This window comes from Streptomyces sp. NPDC040405, assembly GCF_055595765.1.
Genome location: NZ_JBVIVI010000003.1, coordinates 551,742 through 568,794, shown reverse-complemented (window position 1 = coordinate 568,794; position 17,053 = coordinate 551,742). Strand labels below are relative to the sequence as shown.

17 protein-coding genes are annotated in these 17,053 nt (G+C 72.2%); 10 read left to right on the top strand and 7 right to left on the bottom strand.

Going from position 1 to position 17,053, the window contains the following annotated elements:
* The first annotated feature begins 84 nt into the window (after positions 1 to 84).
* Entirely contained in the window at positions 85 to 879 is a 795-nt protein-coding gene (locus ACZ59A_RS16130) for an alpha/beta fold hydrolase (protein WP_468045277.1), read from the top strand.
* Here the strand turns inward: ACZ59A_RS16130 and ACZ59A_RS16125 are convergent.
* The 6 genes from ACZ59A_RS16125 to ACZ59A_RS16100 all read right to left on the bottom strand — a co-directional run bounded on the left by ACZ59A_RS16125 (position 854) and on the right by ACZ59A_RS16100 (position 8,378).
* The gene (locus ACZ59A_RS16125) at positions 854 to 2,413 is read right to left on the bottom strand and encodes an AMP-binding protein (RefSeq protein ID WP_470958859.1); all 1,560 of its coding nucleotides are present in this window, start codon (positions 2,411 to 2,413) and stop codon (positions 854 to 856) included. The genes ACZ59A_RS16130 and ACZ59A_RS16125 overlap by 26 nt on opposite strands.
* Complete coding sequence (locus ACZ59A_RS16120) at positions 2,410 to 4,755, bottom strand: CaiB/BaiF CoA-transferase family protein (RefSeq protein WP_470958856.1); 2,346 nt, start codon at positions 4,753 to 4,755, stop codon at positions 2,410 to 2,412. The genes ACZ59A_RS16125 and ACZ59A_RS16120 overlap by 4 nt, the downstream gene beginning before the upstream one ends.
* Positions 4,756 to 4,798: 43 nt before the next feature.
* On the bottom strand, positions 4,799 to 5,665 hold the full coding sequence (locus ACZ59A_RS16115; protein ID WP_470958854.1) for an alpha/beta fold hydrolase: 867 nt from the start codon (positions 5,663 to 5,665) through the stop codon (positions 4,799 to 4,801).
* Between the two features lie 90 nt (positions 5,666 to 5,755).
* Positions 5,756 to 6,709, bottom strand: coding sequence for a quinone oxidoreductase family protein (locus ACZ59A_RS16110; RefSeq protein ID WP_470958852.1), 954 nt, complete (start codon positions 6,707 to 6,709; stop codon positions 5,756 to 5,758).
* A complete protein-coding gene (locus ACZ59A_RS16105; RefSeq protein ID WP_470958850.1) occupies positions 6,706 to 7,527 on the bottom strand; it encodes an ABC transporter permease in 822 nt (273 codons plus the stop codon). The genes ACZ59A_RS16110 and ACZ59A_RS16105 overlap by 4 nt, the downstream gene beginning before the upstream one ends.
* Positions 7,524 to 8,378: an ABC transporter ATP-binding protein gene (locus ACZ59A_RS16100; RefSeq protein WP_470958848.1), complete on the bottom strand. Its 855-nt coding sequence runs from the start codon at positions 8,376 to 8,378 to the stop codon at positions 7,524 to 7,526. The genes ACZ59A_RS16105 and ACZ59A_RS16100 overlap by 4 nt, the downstream gene beginning before the upstream one ends.
* 248 nt (positions 8,379 to 8,626) lie before the next feature.
* Between ACZ59A_RS16100 and ACZ59A_RS16095 the strand changes: the two genes are divergently transcribed.
* Genes ACZ59A_RS16095 through ACZ59A_RS16060 form a run of 8 tightly spaced genes read left to right on the top strand, consistent with a single transcriptional unit; the run spans position 8,627 to position 14,918 of the window.
* Complete coding sequence (locus ACZ59A_RS16095; RefSeq protein WP_470958846.1) at positions 8,627 to 9,877, top strand: aromatic ring-hydroxylating oxygenase subunit alpha; 1,251 nt, start codon at positions 8,627 to 8,629, stop codon at positions 9,875 to 9,877.
* Positions 9,874 to 9,996: a hypothetical protein gene (locus ACZ59A_RS16090; protein WP_470958843.1), complete on the top strand. Its 123-nt coding sequence runs from the start codon at positions 9,874 to 9,876 to the stop codon at positions 9,994 to 9,996. Before ACZ59A_RS16095 ends, ACZ59A_RS16090 begins: the two co-directional genes overlap by 4 nt.
* Complete coding sequence (locus ACZ59A_RS16085; protein WP_470958840.1) at positions 9,993 to 11,354, top strand: M20 family metallopeptidase; 1,362 nt, start codon at positions 9,993 to 9,995, stop codon at positions 11,352 to 11,354. The genes ACZ59A_RS16090 and ACZ59A_RS16085 overlap by 4 nt, the downstream gene beginning before the upstream one ends.
* Positions 11,351 to 12,313, top strand: a complete 963-nt coding sequence (locus tag ACZ59A_RS16080; RefSeq protein WP_470958838.1) for a DODA-type extradiol aromatic ring-opening family dioxygenase — start codon at positions 11,351 to 11,353, stop codon at positions 12,311 to 12,313. Before ACZ59A_RS16085 ends, ACZ59A_RS16080 begins: the two co-directional genes overlap by 4 nt.
* On the top strand, positions 12,310 to 13,173 hold the full coding sequence (locus ACZ59A_RS16075) for an alpha/beta fold hydrolase (RefSeq protein WP_470958835.1): 864 nt from the start codon (positions 12,310 to 12,312) through the stop codon (positions 13,171 to 13,173). Before ACZ59A_RS16080 ends, ACZ59A_RS16075 begins: the two co-directional genes overlap by 4 nt.
* A 13-nt stretch (positions 13,174 to 13,186) precedes the next feature.
* Positions 13,187 to 13,969: an IclR family transcriptional regulator gene (locus ACZ59A_RS16070; protein ID WP_468045903.1), complete on the top strand. Its 783-nt coding sequence runs from the start codon at positions 13,187 to 13,189 to the stop codon at positions 13,967 to 13,969.
* Positions 13,966 to 14,502: an FAS1-like dehydratase domain-containing protein gene (locus ACZ59A_RS16065; protein WP_470958832.1), complete on the top strand. Its 537-nt coding sequence runs from the start codon at positions 13,966 to 13,968 to the stop codon at positions 14,500 to 14,502. Before ACZ59A_RS16070 ends, ACZ59A_RS16065 begins: the two co-directional genes overlap by 4 nt.
* Positions 14,499 to 14,918, top strand: a complete 420-nt coding sequence (locus ACZ59A_RS16060; RefSeq protein ID WP_470958830.1) for a hotdog family protein — start codon at positions 14,499 to 14,501, stop codon at positions 14,916 to 14,918. The genes ACZ59A_RS16065 and ACZ59A_RS16060 overlap by 4 nt, the downstream gene beginning before the upstream one ends.
* Here ACZ59A_RS16060 and ACZ59A_RS16055 read toward each other — a convergent pair.
* A complete protein-coding gene (locus ACZ59A_RS16055; protein WP_470958828.1) occupies positions 14,915 to 15,892 on the bottom strand; it encodes an ABC transporter substrate-binding protein in 978 nt (325 codons plus the stop codon). The two genes, ACZ59A_RS16060 and ACZ59A_RS16055, sit on opposite strands and share 4 nt — an antisense overlap.
* A gap of 138 nt (positions 15,893 to 16,030) precedes the next feature.
* Between ACZ59A_RS16055 and ACZ59A_RS16050 the strand changes: the two genes are divergently transcribed.
* A complete protein-coding gene (locus tag ACZ59A_RS16050) occupies positions 16,031 to 17,053 on the top strand; it encodes an NAD(P)/FAD-dependent oxidoreductase (RefSeq protein WP_470958826.1) in 1,023 nt (340 codons plus the stop codon).

The following is a 17,053-nucleotide window of genomic DNA, read 5'->3' as shown; positions in this document are numbered from 1 at the left end:
CCGTGACCCTGACGACCGTCACAGTGTTCGCCATCGGCGCGCGCCTTCCGCTCCCTCCCGTCCGATGGAACAGGCAGGTCACTCATGACGGACTCCTTGCTGCGCGGCTATGTGCCCAGCCCCTTCGGGCAGCTGCACTACGTCGAATCGGGCACGGGCGAGCCGGTGCTGATGCTCCATCAGACGCCACGCTCATGGACCGAGTACCTGGATGTGCTGCCACTGGTCGGGGCCGTGCACCGGGGAATCGCCATGGACACACTCGGTTTCGGCGCCTCCGCGAAGCCCGAGGAACCCCATACGATCGAGCGCTTCGCCGACGCCGCCGGGGCATTCATCGAGGCACTGGGCCTGGAGCGGTTCCACCTGGTGGGGCACCACACGGGCGGCGTCATCGCGGTCGAGCTGGCCGCACGCTACCAGGACCGCGTCTCCAGCCTGCTGCTCTCCGCCACACCCTTCGTGGACGACGAGAAGCGGCGCACCGCCGACCGGCGCAAGCCGGTCGACCATGTGGATCCCCGGCCCGACGGCTCCCATCTGCTGGAGCTGTGGAACCGGCGGCGCGCCTTCTACCGGGAAGGGCAGGAGGCCGCGCTGCACCGCTATGTGATCGACGCGGTGACGGTGCTGGACCGGGTGGAGGAGGGCCATGTGGCGGTCCGCCGCTATGCGATGGAGCCGCGGCTGCCGCACATCACCGCCCGGACGCTCGCGGTGTGCGCCGCCGAGGACCACTATTCGCTGCCCGCCCTGGAGAAGTTCGCCGCGGTGCTCGGCTGCGACACCCGGGTTCTTCCCGGCGGACACGTCCCCGCGCCCGAGCAGCTGCCCGAGGAGTACGCCAAGGTCATCACGGAGTGGGTGACGGGCGGCTGACCGGGGGCGCCCCGCGGCCGGTCCGGTCCCAGGTGTCCGCCGTGACTCCGCGCTCGCGGAGCACGGCCTTGCGGATCTTGCCGGTCGCGGTGAGCGGCAGTTCGGGGACGATGTCGACGTACCGGGGCACGGCGAACGGCGGAAGCTCGTCCTCGCAGTGGCGCACCAGGTCCAGCGGGTCCAGCACCCCGCCCGGCCGGACCGTCACCGCCACCATGACCTCGTCCTCGGCCAGCTCCGATGCCACCGGGAAGGCCGCGGCCGCGACCACCGCGGGATGGGTACGGACCGCCGACTCCACCTCCGCCGACGAGATGTTCTCGCCGCGGCGGCGGATGACGTCCTTGATCCGGTCGACGAAGCGGAACCACCCGTCGGGTTCCCGGACCACCCGGTCGCCGGTGCGGCGCCAGGAGTCGGGCGCCGGGGGCTCGGCGTCCCCCAGGTAGCCGGTGCAGAAGGCGAACGGCTGGTGGCTGCGGACGACCAGTTCGCCCGGCGTGCCGTCCGCTACGGGAGCGAGCGCCTCGTCCACCACGCGCGCGGAGAAGCCGTCGCGCACGGTGCCGATGTAGCCGGGCCGGTGGCGGGCGGGGGTCGATCCGAGGACGAGATTGGTCTCCGTGGAGCCGAATCCGTCCACCAGCGTGACGCCGAAGCGGGACAGGAACGGCTCGTACGCCGGGCCCGGGGTGGCCGGGGACAGGCCGCGCCAGGCCCGGTGCGCACGGTCGTGGGGGCCGGGCGGGCGCGCCAGCAGCATGGGCACCATCGCGCCGAGCAGATACACGGCGGTGGCACCGGCCTCGGCCACCTGGCCCCAGTACGCACCGGCGGAGAACCGCCGCCCGAGCGTGTACGCGGCGCCCACGGTCATCGCGTGGGCCAGGGCGTTGAGTGCGTTGGTGTGGAACAGCGGCAGACAGGTGTGGAGCACGTCGTCGGAGGTGAGACGCAGGGAGTCCGCGACGTTACGGCCCCACCAGACGAACTGGGCGTGGGGGCAGCGCACACCGCGCGAGGCCCCCGTGGTGCCCGAGGTGAACAGGATGGCGGCGGTGTCCGCAGGTCCCACCGAGGCGGGCGGGAGCGCCACCGTCCCACCCGGGGCCGGGACGCCGTCGCCGCCGATGGTCCACACCGGGCCCCGGTAACCGGCCGCCGTGACGCGCCCGGTGAACTCCTCCTCGGCGAGCAGGAAGGACGGCTCGGCCTCGCACAGGACGTGTCGCAGGCCCTCGCCGCGCAGACCGGTGTTCAGCGGCACCAGCACCGCGCCGAGCCAGGCACCGCCGAGGATGAGATCGACGAATTCGAGGCAGTTGCCGGACATGACGGCGATCCGGTCGCCCGGGCGGCAGCCGCGCGCGGCGAGCGCTCCCGCCATGGTGGCCGCCGCCTCGCGGGACTGCCGGTAGGTGCGCGTCACCCCGTCCACGCGCAGGAACACCCGGTCGCCGAACTCCGCCGCGGCGGCGTCGAGGAGGGCGGGAAGCGTCATCGCCGCGCCCGGTGCGCCCACCGGGGTGCTCACCGCAGGACCCCCGCGTCGCGCAGCCGCCGGATGCGTTCCGGCGTCAGTCCGGCCACCTCGCGCAGCACCGTGTCGGTGTCGGCGCCGAGTACGGGTGCGGGCCTGCGCACGGAGCCGGGGGTGCGGGTGAGGTGGATCGGCAGGCCCTCGTGGAGGAAGCCGCCCGCCACCGGGTGTTCGGCGTGCACATAGAAGCCGCGGGCCCGCAACTGCGGGTCGCTTTCCACGAGTTCCCGGCCGTCCTGCACCGCTCCGGCCGGTACGCCGCGTTCCTGGAGCAGTTCGGCCGCCGCGTCGGCGGGCATGCCGCGCGCCCACCCGCCGAGCGCGCCGTCCACCAGGCCGGTGGCCCGGCGGCGGTCCTCGGCGGTGCGGGTCCGTTCGTCGGTGGCCAGCTCCGGGCGCCCGATCACCTCGCACAGGGCCGCCCATTCGGCGTCGTCGCGGACGCTGACGGCCAGCCACCGGTCGGCGCCCAGACACCGGTAGACGCCCTGCGGGCTCCACCGCGGGTGGGTGTTGCCCCTCGGCCGGGCCACGTCGCCTCCCGGCCGTGACGACGCCAGCAGGCTGGTCCCCATGTGGGCGGCGATCGCCTCCAGCTGGGACAGGTCGATGTGCTGTCCGCGCCCGGTCTCGTCGCGGTGTTCCAGCGCGGCCACGGTGGCGAGCGCGGCCTGGAGGCCCGCGACGATGTCGCCGTGGCCGTAGATCACACCGACCACGTCGTCGGGCCCCCAGCCGGTGAGGCCGGTCAGTCCGCTGCTCGCGGACACGGTGTCCGCGTACGACACCCAGCCGTTGCGCGGCCCGGTGTGGCCCATCCCGGACATGCTGACGTACACGATGCCGGGGTTGATCTCGCGGAGGGTGTCGTAGCCGAGGCCGAGTTTGGTCATGACCGTGGAGCTGAAGTTCTCGACCAGCACATCGCAGGACGCGATGAGTTCGCGGAGCACCGCGATGCCGTCCTCGGTCCTGGTGTCGAGGGCGATGCTCTGCTTGTTGCGGTTGACCTCGTTGAAGTAGCCGCCGGTGTTCGGGTCGGTGTGGTCTCCCCGGGAGAGGTGCATGAAGGGGGCGAACCGGGTGGGGTCGGGGCGGCCCGCGGACTCGACCTTGATGACCTCGGCGCCGTGGTCGGCCAGCACCTTGGTGCAGTACGGACCGGCCAGCACCCAGGTCAGGTCGAGTACGCGGACGCCGTCCAGCGCGGGTCCCGCCGGGCCCTCGGCGGCGGTGACCGGGCGGGCCGGACGGCGCTCGTCGAGCAGGCCCTGATCGGCGCCGGGCCCGGGGACGTCGAGTTTCCCGGGCCGGTGGCCCTCGGGGAACGCGAAGGGGAAGCCGAGGTCGGTCCGCTCCCCCTGCGGTGTCCGCAGCCGGGTGAAGAAGCCGCGCGCGGCGAGCTGCGGATTGTCCGGCAGCTCATGGGGCAGGTCGACGGCCGCCCAGGGCAGCTTCCTGGCCTGGGCCCGCTCCGCGAACTCGGCCTTGGGCCAGCGGTTCAGGAAGTCCTGGACCACCGAGAACACATGCTCCTGGTGGGTCTTGCGCTCGACGGGATCCTGCCACCGGGGCTCGGCGAGATCGGCCTCCGCACCCTCCTCACGCAGCCACTCCAGCAGCGCGTCCCACATGCGCGGACTGCCCCCGAGTCCACCGCCCAGATAGCCGTCGGCGGCCTTGAACAGCCCGTGCGGCACCAGCGGATGCACCCGTCCCGGGCGGCCCGGGATCCGGTCCTCGTGGAGGTAGGCGAGGGTGCCCGCCTCCAGGGCGGCCGCGACGCACGCCTGCGCGGAGACGTCGACGAGCTGGCCCGGGCCGTGCCGCCGGGCCCGCAGCCCGAGCAGGGCGGCGATGGCCGCGCCCACGCCCGCGAGGTGTTCCGCCTGGCCCTCGGGCATCCGCAGCGGCGGGCCGTCCGGGTCGCCCACCTGCGCGAGCATCCCGCCCAGCGCCGCCACCACGAAGTCGCTGCCCTGCCACCCGCTGCGCGGCCCTGTCAGGCCGAAGGGGGTGACCCGTACGTGCACCAGATGGTCAAGGCCGTCGGCGCTCGCCTCCGCGCCGCCGGGAGTGCCGTCGAGCAGGATGTCGGCGCCCTCCAGCAGATGGCGCAGCCCCGCCGCGCCGTCGGGCGCGGCAAGGTCGAGGGTCACGGCACGCTTCCCGGCGTGCCAGTGGGCGAACGCGTCGCCGCCCTCCTCCCGGCGGGTGGCGTCGCCTTCGGGCGGTTCGACGAGGACCACCTCGTAGCCCAGTCCGACCAGCAGGCGGCCCGCGAACCGGGCGAACGGGCTGGACAGTTCGACGACTCGCAGAGCGGGCTCGCTCACGTTTCCTCCGCGCGGTGTCAGGCGTGTCAGGCGTGCTGCTGGTTCAGACATGCTTTTGATTCAAGAAGGCGGAGACGACGGTGTAGTAGTCGTGGGGCCGTTCTTCCTGGAGGTGGTGCGAGACGTCGTTCATCACATGCAGATTGCCCTTGGGGATCATGCGGGCGAGCATGAGCGGATAGTCCGGGGTGAGGAAGGCGTCGTACATGCCCCACATGAAGAGCGTCGGCGCCTCGATGCGGCCGAGCGCCCCGGTGAGGTCCTGCCAGTCGCCGCGCGGGTTGTCGGAGGCCCCGGCGAGCGCGGTCTCCTCCGGGTCCAGGCTCTGTTCGTAGCGCATCGTCACCGTGGCGTCGGGGATGGCGTCCGGGTCGTGCCACTCCAGGCGTGCCATCAGCTCGCGCATCTTCTGCCACGACGGGCCGCCGCCCCCGTAGTACACGTCCCGGGCGTTGCGTCCGCGGCGGCCGCCTTCCGGCAGCGGGGCCAGCGGGCCGTGGAAGACGGGCATGCTGCCGGTGATGACGAGGGAGCGGACCCGCTCGGGGTACAGGGCGGCCAGGTTGAGCGCGATGGTGCCGCCCCACGAGTTGCACACGAAGTCGGCACGCTCCAGCCCGAGGGTGTCCATCAGCGCCACGGTCTTGGCGGCGTGGTGGTCCCACATCGGGCCCTTGATGACCTGCTTCCCGGACTTGCCGTACTGCAGGATGTCCACCAGGAAACACCGGCGGTCGGCGGCGAAGAGCCGCGACACCTGGCCGAAGTCCGACCAGCCGGTGCACCCGGGGCCGCCTCCGTGGAGGAAGACGGTGGGGCTGCCCTGCCCCGTCTCGATGTAGTGGTACGTGGCGCCATCCGCTTCCGCGTAGGCGCCGGCCGGGGGTGCCTGGATGTCCATGAGGTCCATGCACCGATGGTGGGGCGGCGGGGGCTTCCGCCCAAGCGAACCGGTCCGCTGAGCGGGCCGCCGGTGCGGCCCGCTCAAAGGGAGACCGGGTCAGGACAGGTCGAGCGCCACCTTGCCCACAGCGGCCCCGGTGCGCAGCCGCTCCACCGCCTCGGCCAGCCGGTCGGGCGTGTAGCGCTCGATCGACAGGGTCAGCTCTCCGGACATCAGATCGCCGAGCATCGCGTCGGTGTCGGCGGCGACCTCCTTGCCCCGCGACATCAGGTTGACGGGCAGCAGCGCCACGTCGGCCAGGAGCCAGTCCGCGAGGTCGACGGCGAACTCCCGTCCGGCGGTGTAGCCGACCAGCGCGGCCCGGCCGCGCGGGCGGACCAGCGCGAGGGCGTCGCGCAGCACCGTGCCGCCGACGGTGTCGATGAGCGCGTCGACCGGCCCGCCCACGGACTCCGGCGACAGGTCCGTGGCCAGGACCGCCTTGCCCGGGGCCGGGACGTGGGCGAGCTTGGCCGGGCGGCCGACCACGCCGATGACCTCTGCCCCGGCGCGCGCGGCGACCTGCACCGTCAGGGCGCCGACCGCGCCCGCCGCGCCGGTCACGAGAACCCGTTCCCCCGGCTGTATCGCCGCCACCGAGTGCACCGCCGCCCAGGCCGTACCCGCCGGGGAGAAGTAGCTGCACGCCAGGGCGGGGTCGGTGCCCTCGGCCACCGGGGCCACGGCCGCGTCGGGCACCACGGCGTGGTCGGCCCAGGCACCGTCCCGGCGCATCCCCAGCCCCTTGCCGTTGATCCGCACCAGGGCGCCCTCGGGGTGGGTGTCGGAGGCCAGGACGACGCCGCAGCCCGTGGTGCCGGGCACGGTGGGCAGGTCGGGCAGGATGCCGAACGCGCCGTCCACGATGTTCAGGTCGAGGTGTCCCACCTGCGCGGCCCGCACCCGCACCAGGGTCTGGCCGGGCCCGCGCTCCGGCACCGGCCGCTCCGACAGCCGGGGCAGGGCGCCGAAGCGCTCCAGGACGAGGGTGCGGGACAGCTGGCTGCTCACAGTTTCACTCCATAACGGCTCAGTACACGGGAGGCGGCGATGCGGAGCACCCGGTCGTAGACGAACCCGAGGATGCCCAGGGTGATGATCCCGACGAAGACCCAGTCGATGCGGCCGTAGTTGCGGGAGGTCCAGATGAGGGATCCGAGGCCGACCTGCGAGGCGACGATCTCCGCGGACACGATGGTAAGGAAGCTGTTGCCCATCGCCAGCCGCGCCCCGGTGACGATGTGGGGCACGGTCGAGGGCAGGACGACGCTCTGAAGGATCTGGCGGCGGCTCGCGCCCAGGCTCGCCGCGGCGCGCAGTTTGGACTCGTTCACGGCCATGACCCCGGCGCTGGTGTTCAGGGTGACGATGAAGACCGACGTGTAGAAGATGAGGACGACCTTCGACGATTCGCCGATGCCCAGCCACACCACCGCCAGGGTCACGAACGCGACCGGAGGGATGAACCGGAAGAACTCGATGTAGGGGTCGAGCAGATGCCGCACCAGCGGGATCTGCCCGATCAGCAGGCCGACCGGTACGCCCACGGCCAGGCCGAGGCCCCAGCCGATGAGGATGCGGCGGCCGGAGGCGACGACCGAGTTGAACAGGGTGCCGTCGGCCGCCAGTTCCCTGGCCGCCGACAGGGTCTCGCTCGGGGAGGCGACCAGGGCGGAGCCGTACGTCACCGCCAGCAGCTGCCAGACGGCGACCCCGGCGAGGACGGACACCGTGTACAGCCCGGCCGCGCGCAGCCGTCCGGCGGCGGCGCGGCCGGGGCGCCGCCCCGGGCGCGGGGTGGCGGAGGTGCCCGCCGTCACGGTGGTCATCGTGCCTCCTCGAAGTCGAGTCCCTGGTCGCGCAGGGCCTTGCGCACTTCTTCGCCGATGTCCTCCCGCAGGGCGCGGCGGAGCTCGACGGCGGCCGGATCCGTCTCGTCGCGGGGCCTGGGCAGGTCCACCGGGTAGACGGCCTTGACGGAGGCGGCCGGGCCGGCGGTCATCACGGCGATCCGGTCGGCCAGCAGGATCGCCTCGTCGATGTCGTGGGTGACGAAGACGACCGTGCAGCCCGAGGCCCTCCAGATCCGCCCCATCTCGTCCTGCATCACCTGGCGGGTCTGGGCGTCGAGCGCGCCGAACGGCTCGTCCATCAGCACCACGCGCGGCCCGCCCGCCAGCACCCGGGCGATCTGCACCCGCTGGCGCATGCCGCCGGAGAGCTGGCCGGGGAACCGGTCGGCGCAGTGGCGCAGCCCCACCAGGCCGAGGTAGGTGTCGGCCAGTTCCGCCCGGGCCGCCCGGGACTGTCCGCGCATCCGCGGGCCGAAGGCCACGTTCCGGCGTACGGTCATCCAGTCGAACAGGGCCTCGCTGCTCTGGAAGACCATGCCGAGGTCGGGGCCGGGGCCGGTGACCGGGGCGCCGTCGACGGTGAGACCGCCCTCGTACACCGGGACGAATCCGGCCATGGCGGAGAGCAGGGTGGACTTGCCGCAGCCGCTCGGTCCGAGCAGACAGAGAAACTCACCGGCGGCGATGTCGAGCGAGATGTCCCGTACGGCCTCGAAGGAGCCGAACCGGATGCCGACCCCGGTGGCGGACAGGGCCGCACCGCGTGTTCCGCCGCTCCCGGGAGGCGAGCCGTCCGGGGGCCGGGGGGTTGCGATGGTCTTCGTCATCGTGGTCCCTTCGCCGAGTGCGCGCACGGTAGAACGCGGCGGCGCGCCCGCGCATGGCGAGGGTTCCGCTCAGCGGGACGCCCGCGGCCCGGCGCCCTCGACCGGGGTGCCGCGCGAGGTGACGGCCGCTCCCCCGCGGATCCCGCGACACCGGGCGTTCTGCTGAGCGGGACGAGTCCGTAGGCGGATCCGGTAGGTCCGCGCATTCTCGGTGCCACGGTTCATTCGGCAGCGGGAGGACACGCACGATGACGGTCGAGGGCTCGCCCGATACCAAGAACACCGGCCGGGGCCGCGGCAGAGCGGCGGGGGCGCCCGGCCGCCAGGACTGGAGCTCATGGCCCCACTACGACGCGGCGGGCTCGGGCTTCCGCGGGTACTGGTACCCGGTCACCTGGTCCAGCCACATCACCGGCAAGCCGCTCCCGTTCACGATCTGCGGCGAGAAGATCACGCTGATCCGGGACGGCGGCACGGCGTACGCACTGCACAACCGCTGCCCGCACCGCGGGGTGCCGCTCTCGGAGGGCGACCAGCAGTTTCCGGGCACCGTGAGCTGCCCGTACCACGGGTGGACCTTCGATCTGCCCACCGGCAACCTGGCCGCGGTCATCACCGACGGCCCCGGCTGCCGCCTGACCGGCAAGGTCGCGGTGCGGACGTACCGGGTGGAAGAGCGCCTCGGCATGGTGTGGGTGTACATCCCGCTCGCCGACGAGGAGCCGCACTCCATCGACTCCCAGCTTCCCGAGGAACTGGTCGGCAACGGGTTCGTCATGGGCGGCCGGATCGAGCCGCGCGGCGGCAACTGGCGCTTCGCCTGCGAGAACGGCTTCGACGAGGGCCACGCGAAGTATCTGCACCGGACCTCGCTGTGGCGTCTGTTCAAGCCCATGCCCACCTGGAACATCACCCGGATCGTGCCCAAGGGGCGCTGGATCTTCCGGGTCCAGGACGAGGTGCACTGGGAGGCCGACTACCCCGGCGTGGGCCACTGGTCCAACAAGCGCTGGTGGAAGATGCAGCCGCCCAAGGAAACCTTCAACATCGGCAACACCGGCAAGGCCGACAAGATCAACCCGACGATCGAGGCGCAGGAGTTTCCCGGCTTCGCGTCCCTGTCGATGCCGGGCGTGCTGCGCATCGCCTACCCCAAGTTCATCCACTACGAGTTCTACGTGCCGGTGGACGAGGACAACCACCGCTACGTCGGGGTGATGGTCAACTTCACCGAGGGGTGGCAGACGCTCGGCTTCTACGCCAAGTACCTGGGCGCCATCCGCTGGCTGTTCCACGGGCAGTTCTCCGGCCAGGACGCCTGGATGGTCGACGTCACCGACGCGCCCCCGGAGAAGCTGTACCGCCCCGATGTCTCGCTGACCGCCTGGCGGAACCTCAGCGAGGAGGAGTACGGCAAGAAGCTGGCCGCGGTCGGCGGCGACGCCACCACAGCCGACTCCCCTTCCGGCACCACGCCCACCCGCGAGAAGAAGGCATGACCATGGGCCGTACCCTGCTCACCCTGCTGGCCGGAGCCGCGATCGCCGTGGGTCTCCCCCTGGCCGGGAAGCGCATCGCGCGCACCACCATGACCCAGGTCCACAGGATCAACCAGTGACCGGCGGCGGACCGGCGGGCACGGACGTGCCGAACGGCCTGGCCGGGCTGGACGAGCGGCGGCGCGCCTGGGTCGCCGACGCCTGGCAGCACGTCACCACGGACCGGCTGCGCGAGCTGATCATCGGGCTGGTCGACGTCCCGAGCCCGACAGGCGACGAGGGGCCGCTCGCCGCACACATCGCCGGCACCCTCGGCGACGCCGGATGCCACGCCCGGGTGCAGCCGGTCGACGACCGGCAGGCCAACGCCTGGGCCCGGCTGCCCGGCGACGGCACCGGCCCCGACCTCATGCTCTACGCGCCCATCGACACCCTCACGGTCGGCGAGGAGAGCGAGGACGTCCCCTGGATCGGCCCCGAGCTGCGCCCCGACATGCGCCCGAGCGCCACCGTCCACGGCGACCTGGTGACCGGGCTGGGGGCGTCCAACCCGAAGGGCCACGCCGCGTGCGTGATGATGGCCGCCGAGGCCATCCGCCGGGCGGGGGTCCCGCTCACCGGCGATCTCGTCGCGGCGTTCGGCGCGGGTGGCATGCCCACCAACGCCCGGCCCGGCGGTGTCCGGTACAACACGGGCCAGGGCGTGGGATGTTCGTTCCTGCTGGAGCAGGGGGTGTGGACCGACTACGCGGTGATCGCCAAGCCCGGCTGGACGGTGTCCTGGGACGAGGTCGGTCTCGTCTGGTTCGAGGTGACCGTGCCCGGCCTGCACACCTACGTGGGGTCGCGCCACCGCCTGCCGTACGACAACGCCATCGCGAACGCGGGCACGGTCGCGCTGCGGCTGGAGGAGTGGTTCGCCGCGTACGCGCTCCGCCACACCGGGGGCACCGTGGCGCCGCAGGGGGTGGTCGCCTCGGTCCGCGGCGGATGGCCGCGCATGGCGGCCACGACCCCGGCGGCCTGCACGCTCCGGGTGGATCTGCGGATCGGCCCGGAGATGACCCCGATGCGGGCCAAGCGGGAGTTCCTGGCCGCGCTCGCCACGATCCGGGAGGACACCGGGATCGAGGTGACCGCGGAGATGATCCTCGCCATTCCCGGCACCCGGACCGACCCGGACAGCTGGGTGTGCCGCAGCGCTGTCGCGGGCTGGGAGGCGCTGGAGGGCCGGCCGCATGAGGTGATCCGCGGCAACAGCGGCGCCACCGACGCCAACATCCTGCGCGGCCGGGGCGTGCCCACGGTGCGCGTCGGCATGCCGAAGGTCTCCGAGGCCCCCTTCGAGATCGACTTCGCGCGGGGGATGAACACCGTCGACGTACGGGCCATGGAGCACCTGACGCGCCATCTGATCCGTACCGCCGTCGACACCGTCACCCGCACACGCGACGAGGTGGAAGGAGTACCGGCATGACCGAGATCGTCCTGGGTGTGGGCGCGTCGCACAGCACGCTCATGAACACCCACTGGGAGGAGACCTTCCACAAGGACCGCGCCGAGCGGTTCCGCGACGCGCTGCGGGAGGCACGCGACGAGATCGCGGCGGCCCGGCCCGACACCGTGATCCTGGTGGGCTCCAACCACTTCCGCGGCTTCTGGCTGGACCTCATCCCCAGCTTCACCATCGGCGTGGGCGAGTGCGTGGCCAGCGGCGAGTCCGGCACCCCCGAGGGCCCGCAGCCGGTGGACGTGCCGCTGGCCCGGCACATCGCCAACACCCTGGTGGAGGGCGGCCGTTTCGACCTGGCGTACTCGGCCAGGCTGCAGATCGACCACGGCCAGTCGCATGCCATCCAGTATCTGCTGGACGGGCTGGACGTGGAGATCGTGCCGCTGGTGGTGAACGTGTTCGCCCATCCGCTGCCCACGCTCGAACGCTGCGAGCGGCTGGGCCGGGCCATCCGGGACGCCGTGCTGGCGTTTCCCGAGGGCCGCCGGGTGGCGGTGATCGGCTCCGGCGGACTGTCGCACCGGCTGCCGTGGCCGGACTGGCGCGATCCGCACGGCGACGACGAGGAGTTCATGGTGGGCGCGTGGCTGAACGGCCGCGACCACTGGAAGGACTACGACGTCAGGCGCCGCCAGATCATCCGGGCCGCGGAGTCCGCGATCAACGAGGACTTCGACGAGGAGTTCCTGAGCCTGGTGACCAGCGGCCGGACCCATGAGGTGGCCCGGTACACCACCGAGGAACTGGAGAAGGTGGCGGGCAACGGCGCCCAGGAGGTGCGCACCTGGCTGCTCATGGCGGCCCTGCTCGGCCACGCCCCCGGACGGCGGCTGTCCTACGAGTCCCTGCCCGAATGGCTCACCGGCATGGGTGTCGCCGTCCTCGATCCCACACACCACCACACCAGCGAAAGGCAGCCATGAGCATCTGGACGGAACTGTCGGCCATCGACTACCGGCACGCCTACGTCAAGACCGGCGACATCACCACCCGGGCGCTGCAGGCGGGGCCCGAGGACGGCGAGCACGTGGTGTTCCTGCACGGCACGACCGGCCATCTGGAGGCGTTCGTACGGAACATCCCGGCGTACGTCGAGCGGGGCTACCGCTGCCACGCCATCGACATGCTCGGCCACGGCTACACCGACAAGCCGGACCGCCCCGGGGAGATCCCGGCCTATGTCGAGCATCTGATGGCCTATCTGGACGCGGTGGGCGCACAGCGGGCGCATCTGGTCGGCGAGTCGCTGGGCGGCTGGGTGGGCTCCTGGGCGGCGAGCGAATACCCGGACCGGGTGGCCTCGCTCCAGCTGCTGTGCATGGGCGGCACCAAGATCAACCCGGAGGTGATGGAGCGACTGAAGACCTCGACCCGCGCCGCGTCGCTGAAGGACGACGTGTCCTTCACCCGTGAGCGGCTGCGACTGCTGTGGGCGGAGTGGGACGAGGAGCTGGGCGAGGAGCTGACCCGGATCCGCTACGAGATCTACCACCGCCCCGAGTTCCAGGAGAACCTGCACAATCTGCTGGCGCTGCAGGAGGTGGACCGGCGGACACGCAATCTGCTGCGGCCGGACCGGATGGCCAGGATCAAGGCGCCGACCCTGGTGGTGTGGGGCAACAAGAACCCGTTCGGGGCCGTGCCGGAGGCCGAGGCCATCACCGCCGCCATCCCCGGGGCCCGGCTGGAGATCTTCAACGAGTGCGGGCACTGGCCGCAGCACGAGAAGGCGGAGCTGTACAACCCGCTCAGCCTGGCGTTCCTCGAAGAGGCGACACGGTGAGGGGGTGTCCGGCATGACCGTCGTCCCGCTGGACCGCCCCGCGCCGCCGGGGCCCGACCCGATGAACTCCGTCCTGGGCAAGGTGCGCCCGATCCTGGAGGCGTTTACCGCCGACGACGACACCCTCTCCCTCGCCGACCTGGTGCGCCGTACGGGCGTGGCGAAGGCCACCGTGCACCGGCTGGCCCAGGAGCTGGTGGTCTGGGGGCTCCTGGAGCGGGCGGGCTGCGACTACCGGCTGGGGCTGCGCCTGTTCGAGATCGGCCAGCGGGTGCACCGGCAGCGGATCCTGCGCGAGGTGGCGCAGCCGTACATGGAGGACCTGCTGCTGGCCACCCGGGAGACCATCCACTTCGCGATCCACGACGGTCTCGACGTCGTCTACCTGGAGAAGATTTTGCCGCATCGCGGACTGAGCGAGGAGTCCCGGGTGGCGGGGCGGCTTCCGCTGCACTGCACCGCCACGGGCAAGGCGATCCTGGCGTTTTCGCCGAAGTCCCTGGCCGGAGAGGTGATCGGCAACGGGCTGAAGCCCTACACCCGGTACACGATCACCTCGCCCGCGCGGCTGCTGTGCCAGCTGGAGCGGGTCCGGGAGCAGGGCATCGCGACCGAGGCGGAGGAGATCCGGCTCGGCTATCTGAGCATGGCCGTGCCGGTCTTCGCCCGCGGCGGCTCGCTGGCGGGCGCGCTGTCCATCACCGCCCCCACCTACCGTTTCGACGCCGGTACCCACGTGGGCGCGCTGCGCACCGCGGGTCTGGGGATCAGCCGGGCACTGCGGGCCGCCCTGTGAAGGCGCTGGAGGAGGTGGTGGCGCGGGCCCCGTCGCTGGCCGGCCAGTGGACGACCGAGGACTGCGGTGTGCTGACGGTCAAGGAGTTCTGCCGGTACGCCGCCGCGGTGGGCGACGACGCGTACGCGGCCCGGGCCCGCGCCCGCGAGGCCGCCGGGGAGCCCGTCGAGGCTCCGCCGCTGTTCCTCGCGGCGATGATGGGCTGGGAGGACGGCCCGGCCGAGGCCGAACTGCGCCCGGACGGCCTGGCCGCCCGGGAGTCCCCGTGTACGCAGGGGTTGCCGGTGCGTCTGGTGCACGGCGGCCAGTCGGTGCGGCTCTCCGGGGTCCCGGTGGCGGGCGACCGGATCGCCGCGTCCCGGGCGCTGGTCTCGGCGGACCGCAAGGGGGGCCGCTCGGGGGAGTTCGTCCTGCTGAGCGTGACCACCCATTTCACCGCGGAGGACGGAAAGGAGCTGATGGTCGTGGACGAGACGATCGTCGTGCTGGACGGGGGCGCTGCCCCGGACGGGGAGAAGGGAGCCGCCGCGTGAACACCCCCGCCGCCGGGCAGGTCTGCCCGCCGCACCGCTACACCCACAGCAGGGTGCAGCTGTTCCGGTTCAGCGCCGTGTCATGGAACGGGCACCGCATCCACTACGACGCGGAGTTCGCCGCCTCGGAGGGGTTTCCCGATGTGGTCGTGCAGTCCACCCTGCACGGCGAGACACTCGTCCAGTACGCCCTCGACTGGTCGGGGCCGGGCGCGCGGCTGGAGGGGGTGAGCTGGCGCAACCGGGCGACCGCCGTGGCCGGTGAACCGCTCACCTGCACCGCGACGGTCACCGCGGTCGAGCCCGCCGCGGAGGGACAGCGCGTCTCGCTGGAGCTGTCCGTCGTCAAGGACGACGGCACGGCGTGTGTCACCGGGACGGTCGAGCTGACCCGCCCCGGTGCGACGGCCGCCTAACCGGCGTACCGCTCGTACCAGCCAGTCAGCAGGGCACGGTGCAGATCCGGCGACTTCTTGATGAGCTTCTGGCCGGTGAGAAAGCGGGTGATCCGGCGTGACTGTGCGACGTCGGCGCCGGTGAGTCCGCGGACGCGGAAGGTGATCTCCGGGAGCACCTTCCGCGTCTGCTCCATGGGCAGCTTCACCTGCCGGTTGGTGGCCTTCGCGGCGGCGCCGGGGTCGCGGGTCACCATCCGGTCGGCCTCGGCGAGCACCCTGAACACCTTGGCCGCGACCTCCCGGTTGCTCTTCAGCCAGCGCTCCTCGGCCAGCAGCCACTGCACATAGGTCACCCCGAAGTCGCCGCTGTGACCGGCGATGTGGCCGCCGGACTCCGCGCCCTTGGCCGCCCACGGCTCATAGAGGACGTAGGCGTCGATGGAGCCCCGCTGCAGCAGCCCCGGCATCTCGGGCGGGGAACTCTGATGGATCTTCACGGACTTGGGATCGATGCCGTGGCGGCGCAGATACGCGTGGGTCGCGTACAGGCCGAGTCCCTGGATGGACGCCATCGTCCTGATCTGCCGCGGGGAGGTGATGCCGTCCCGCAGGACCACCTTGAGATAGCGGTCGGAGGACTGGAACACCCCCAGCGCCCGCAGCCCCGGATCACCCGCCATCAGCGGCAGCGCGGTGGAGTCGGCGTTGGCCGCCAGCTGTGCGGTACCGGCCGTCACCGCCTGGCCCGCCGTCGGGCCGCCCTCGGTCCGCATCAGTTCGACATTCACGCCCGCTTTGGCGAACATCCCCCGCTCCTTCGCCAGGTAGAAGGGCGCGTACGAGGCGTCGACACCGAGGGCGACGCGCACCGTGGGCCCGCCGTTCACCTCCCCCGCGTCGGAGTCCATCGTCCCCGCCATGCAGCCGGGGACGAGGAGAAGTGCCGTACAGGCGACGAGCAGCCGCCCCGCTCTGCTGTTGTCCGGGTTCATGCGTCGCGACCTCCGAGCAACGGGATCCCTGTGGTCGCGCCACATTCCCAGCGGCGGGTGCTCCCGCCGAAGCGTGGTGTCCCGCCAGACGGAACGGTTTCATTGGGCCCCGCCACGGGGGTCCCTACGCTCCCGGCCATGAGCGTTCTTACCGATGTTCCGGCCACCGCGTCCGCGTCCGACGTGGTGGACACCGACATCCTCATCATCGGCGCCGGTCCGTCGGGACTCTACGGCGCGTACTACGCGGGCTTCCGCGGGCTGCGCGTGGCGGTCATGGACGTCCTCCCCCAGTGCGGCGGCCAGATCAGCGCGATGTACCCCGAGAAGCCCATCTTCGACATCGCCGGTTTCCCCTCGGTGCGCGGCCGCGACCTGGTGGACGGCCTGGTGGCCCAGGCGGAGCCGTACGGGCCCGTGTACCTCCTCGGTCAGCGGGCGGTCGAGCTGTCCCACGGGGAGGACGGACGTCCCGTGGTGCGCACCGACGGAGGGGCCACGGTCCGGGCCGGAGCGGTGGTGGTCACCGGCGGGGTGGGGACGTTCACTCCCCGGCCGCTTCCGGCGGGCGAGGACTATCTCGGCCGCGGGCAGGTGTACTTCGTCCCCGACCCGGCCGACCACACCGGTCACGACATCGTGATCGTCGGCGGCGGGGACAGCGCCTTCGACTGGGCGGCGACCCTCTCCCCCCTGGCCCGCTCCGTCACCCTGGTCCACCGCCGGGACAGATTCCGGGCACATGGCGCCACCGTGGAGAAGGTGCGTTCCCTCGGCATCGAGATCGTCACCGACACCGAGGTGACCGGGCTGCACGGGGCGGACCACCTGGAAGAGGTGACGATCCGCCATCGCCTCACCAAGGACACCCGGACCCTCCCCGCGCAGACCGTCGTCGCCGCCCTCGGCTTCACCGCCGACCTCGGCCCCCTCCAGAACTGGGGTCTTGACCTGCGGGCACGGCGGATCGCCGTGGACACCCGGATGGCCACCAGCCTGCCGCGGGTGTTCGCCGCCGGGGACATCACCGACTACCCGGGCAAGGTGCGTCTGATCTCCGTGGGCTTCGGCGAGGTCGCCACCGCGGTGAACAACGCGGCCACCGTGATCGATCCGGAGGCAATGCTGTTCCCCGGGCATTCCACAGAGAAGGAGAACTGA

Coding starts and splice junctions, on each gene's coding strand:
- ACZ59A_RS16130 (WP_468045277.1), top strand. CDS start 85: ATGACGGACTCCTTGCTGCGCGGCTATGTGCCCAGCCCCTTCGGGCAG.
- ACZ59A_RS16115 (WP_470958854.1), bottom strand. CDS start 5,665: ATGGACCTCATGGACATCCAGGCACCCCCGGCCGGCGCCTACGCGGAA.
- ACZ59A_RS16105 (WP_470958850.1), bottom strand. CDS start 7,527: ATGACCACCGTGACGGCGGGCACCTCCGCCACCCCGCGCCCGGGGCGG.
- ACZ59A_RS16100 (WP_470958848.1), bottom strand. CDS start 8,378: ATGACGAAGACCATCGCAACCCCCCGGCCCCCGGACGGCTCGCCTCCC.
- ACZ59A_RS16095 (WP_470958846.1), top strand. CDS start 8,627: ATGACGGTCGAGGGCTCGCCCGATACCAAGAACACCGGCCGGGGCCGC.
- ACZ59A_RS16090 (WP_470958843.1), top strand. CDS start 9,874: ATGACCATGGGCCGTACCCTGCTCACCCTGCTGGCCGGAGCCGCGATC.
- ACZ59A_RS16080 (WP_470958838.1), top strand. CDS start 11,351: ATGACCGAGATCGTCCTGGGTGTGGGCGCGTCGCACAGCACGCTCATG.
- ACZ59A_RS16075 (WP_470958835.1), top strand. CDS start 12,310: ATGAGCATCTGGACGGAACTGTCGGCCATCGACTACCGGCACGCCTAC.
- ACZ59A_RS16070 (WP_468045903.1), top strand. CDS start 13,187: ATGACCGTCGTCCCGCTGGACCGCCCCGCGCCGCCGGGGCCCGACCCG.
- ACZ59A_RS16055 (WP_470958828.1), bottom strand. CDS start 15,892: ATGAACCCGGACAACAGCAGAGCGGGGCGGCTGCTCGTCGCCTGTACG.
- ACZ59A_RS16050 (WP_470958826.1), top strand. CDS start 16,031: ATGAGCGTTCTTACCGATGTTCCGGCCACCGCGTCCGCGTCCGACGTG.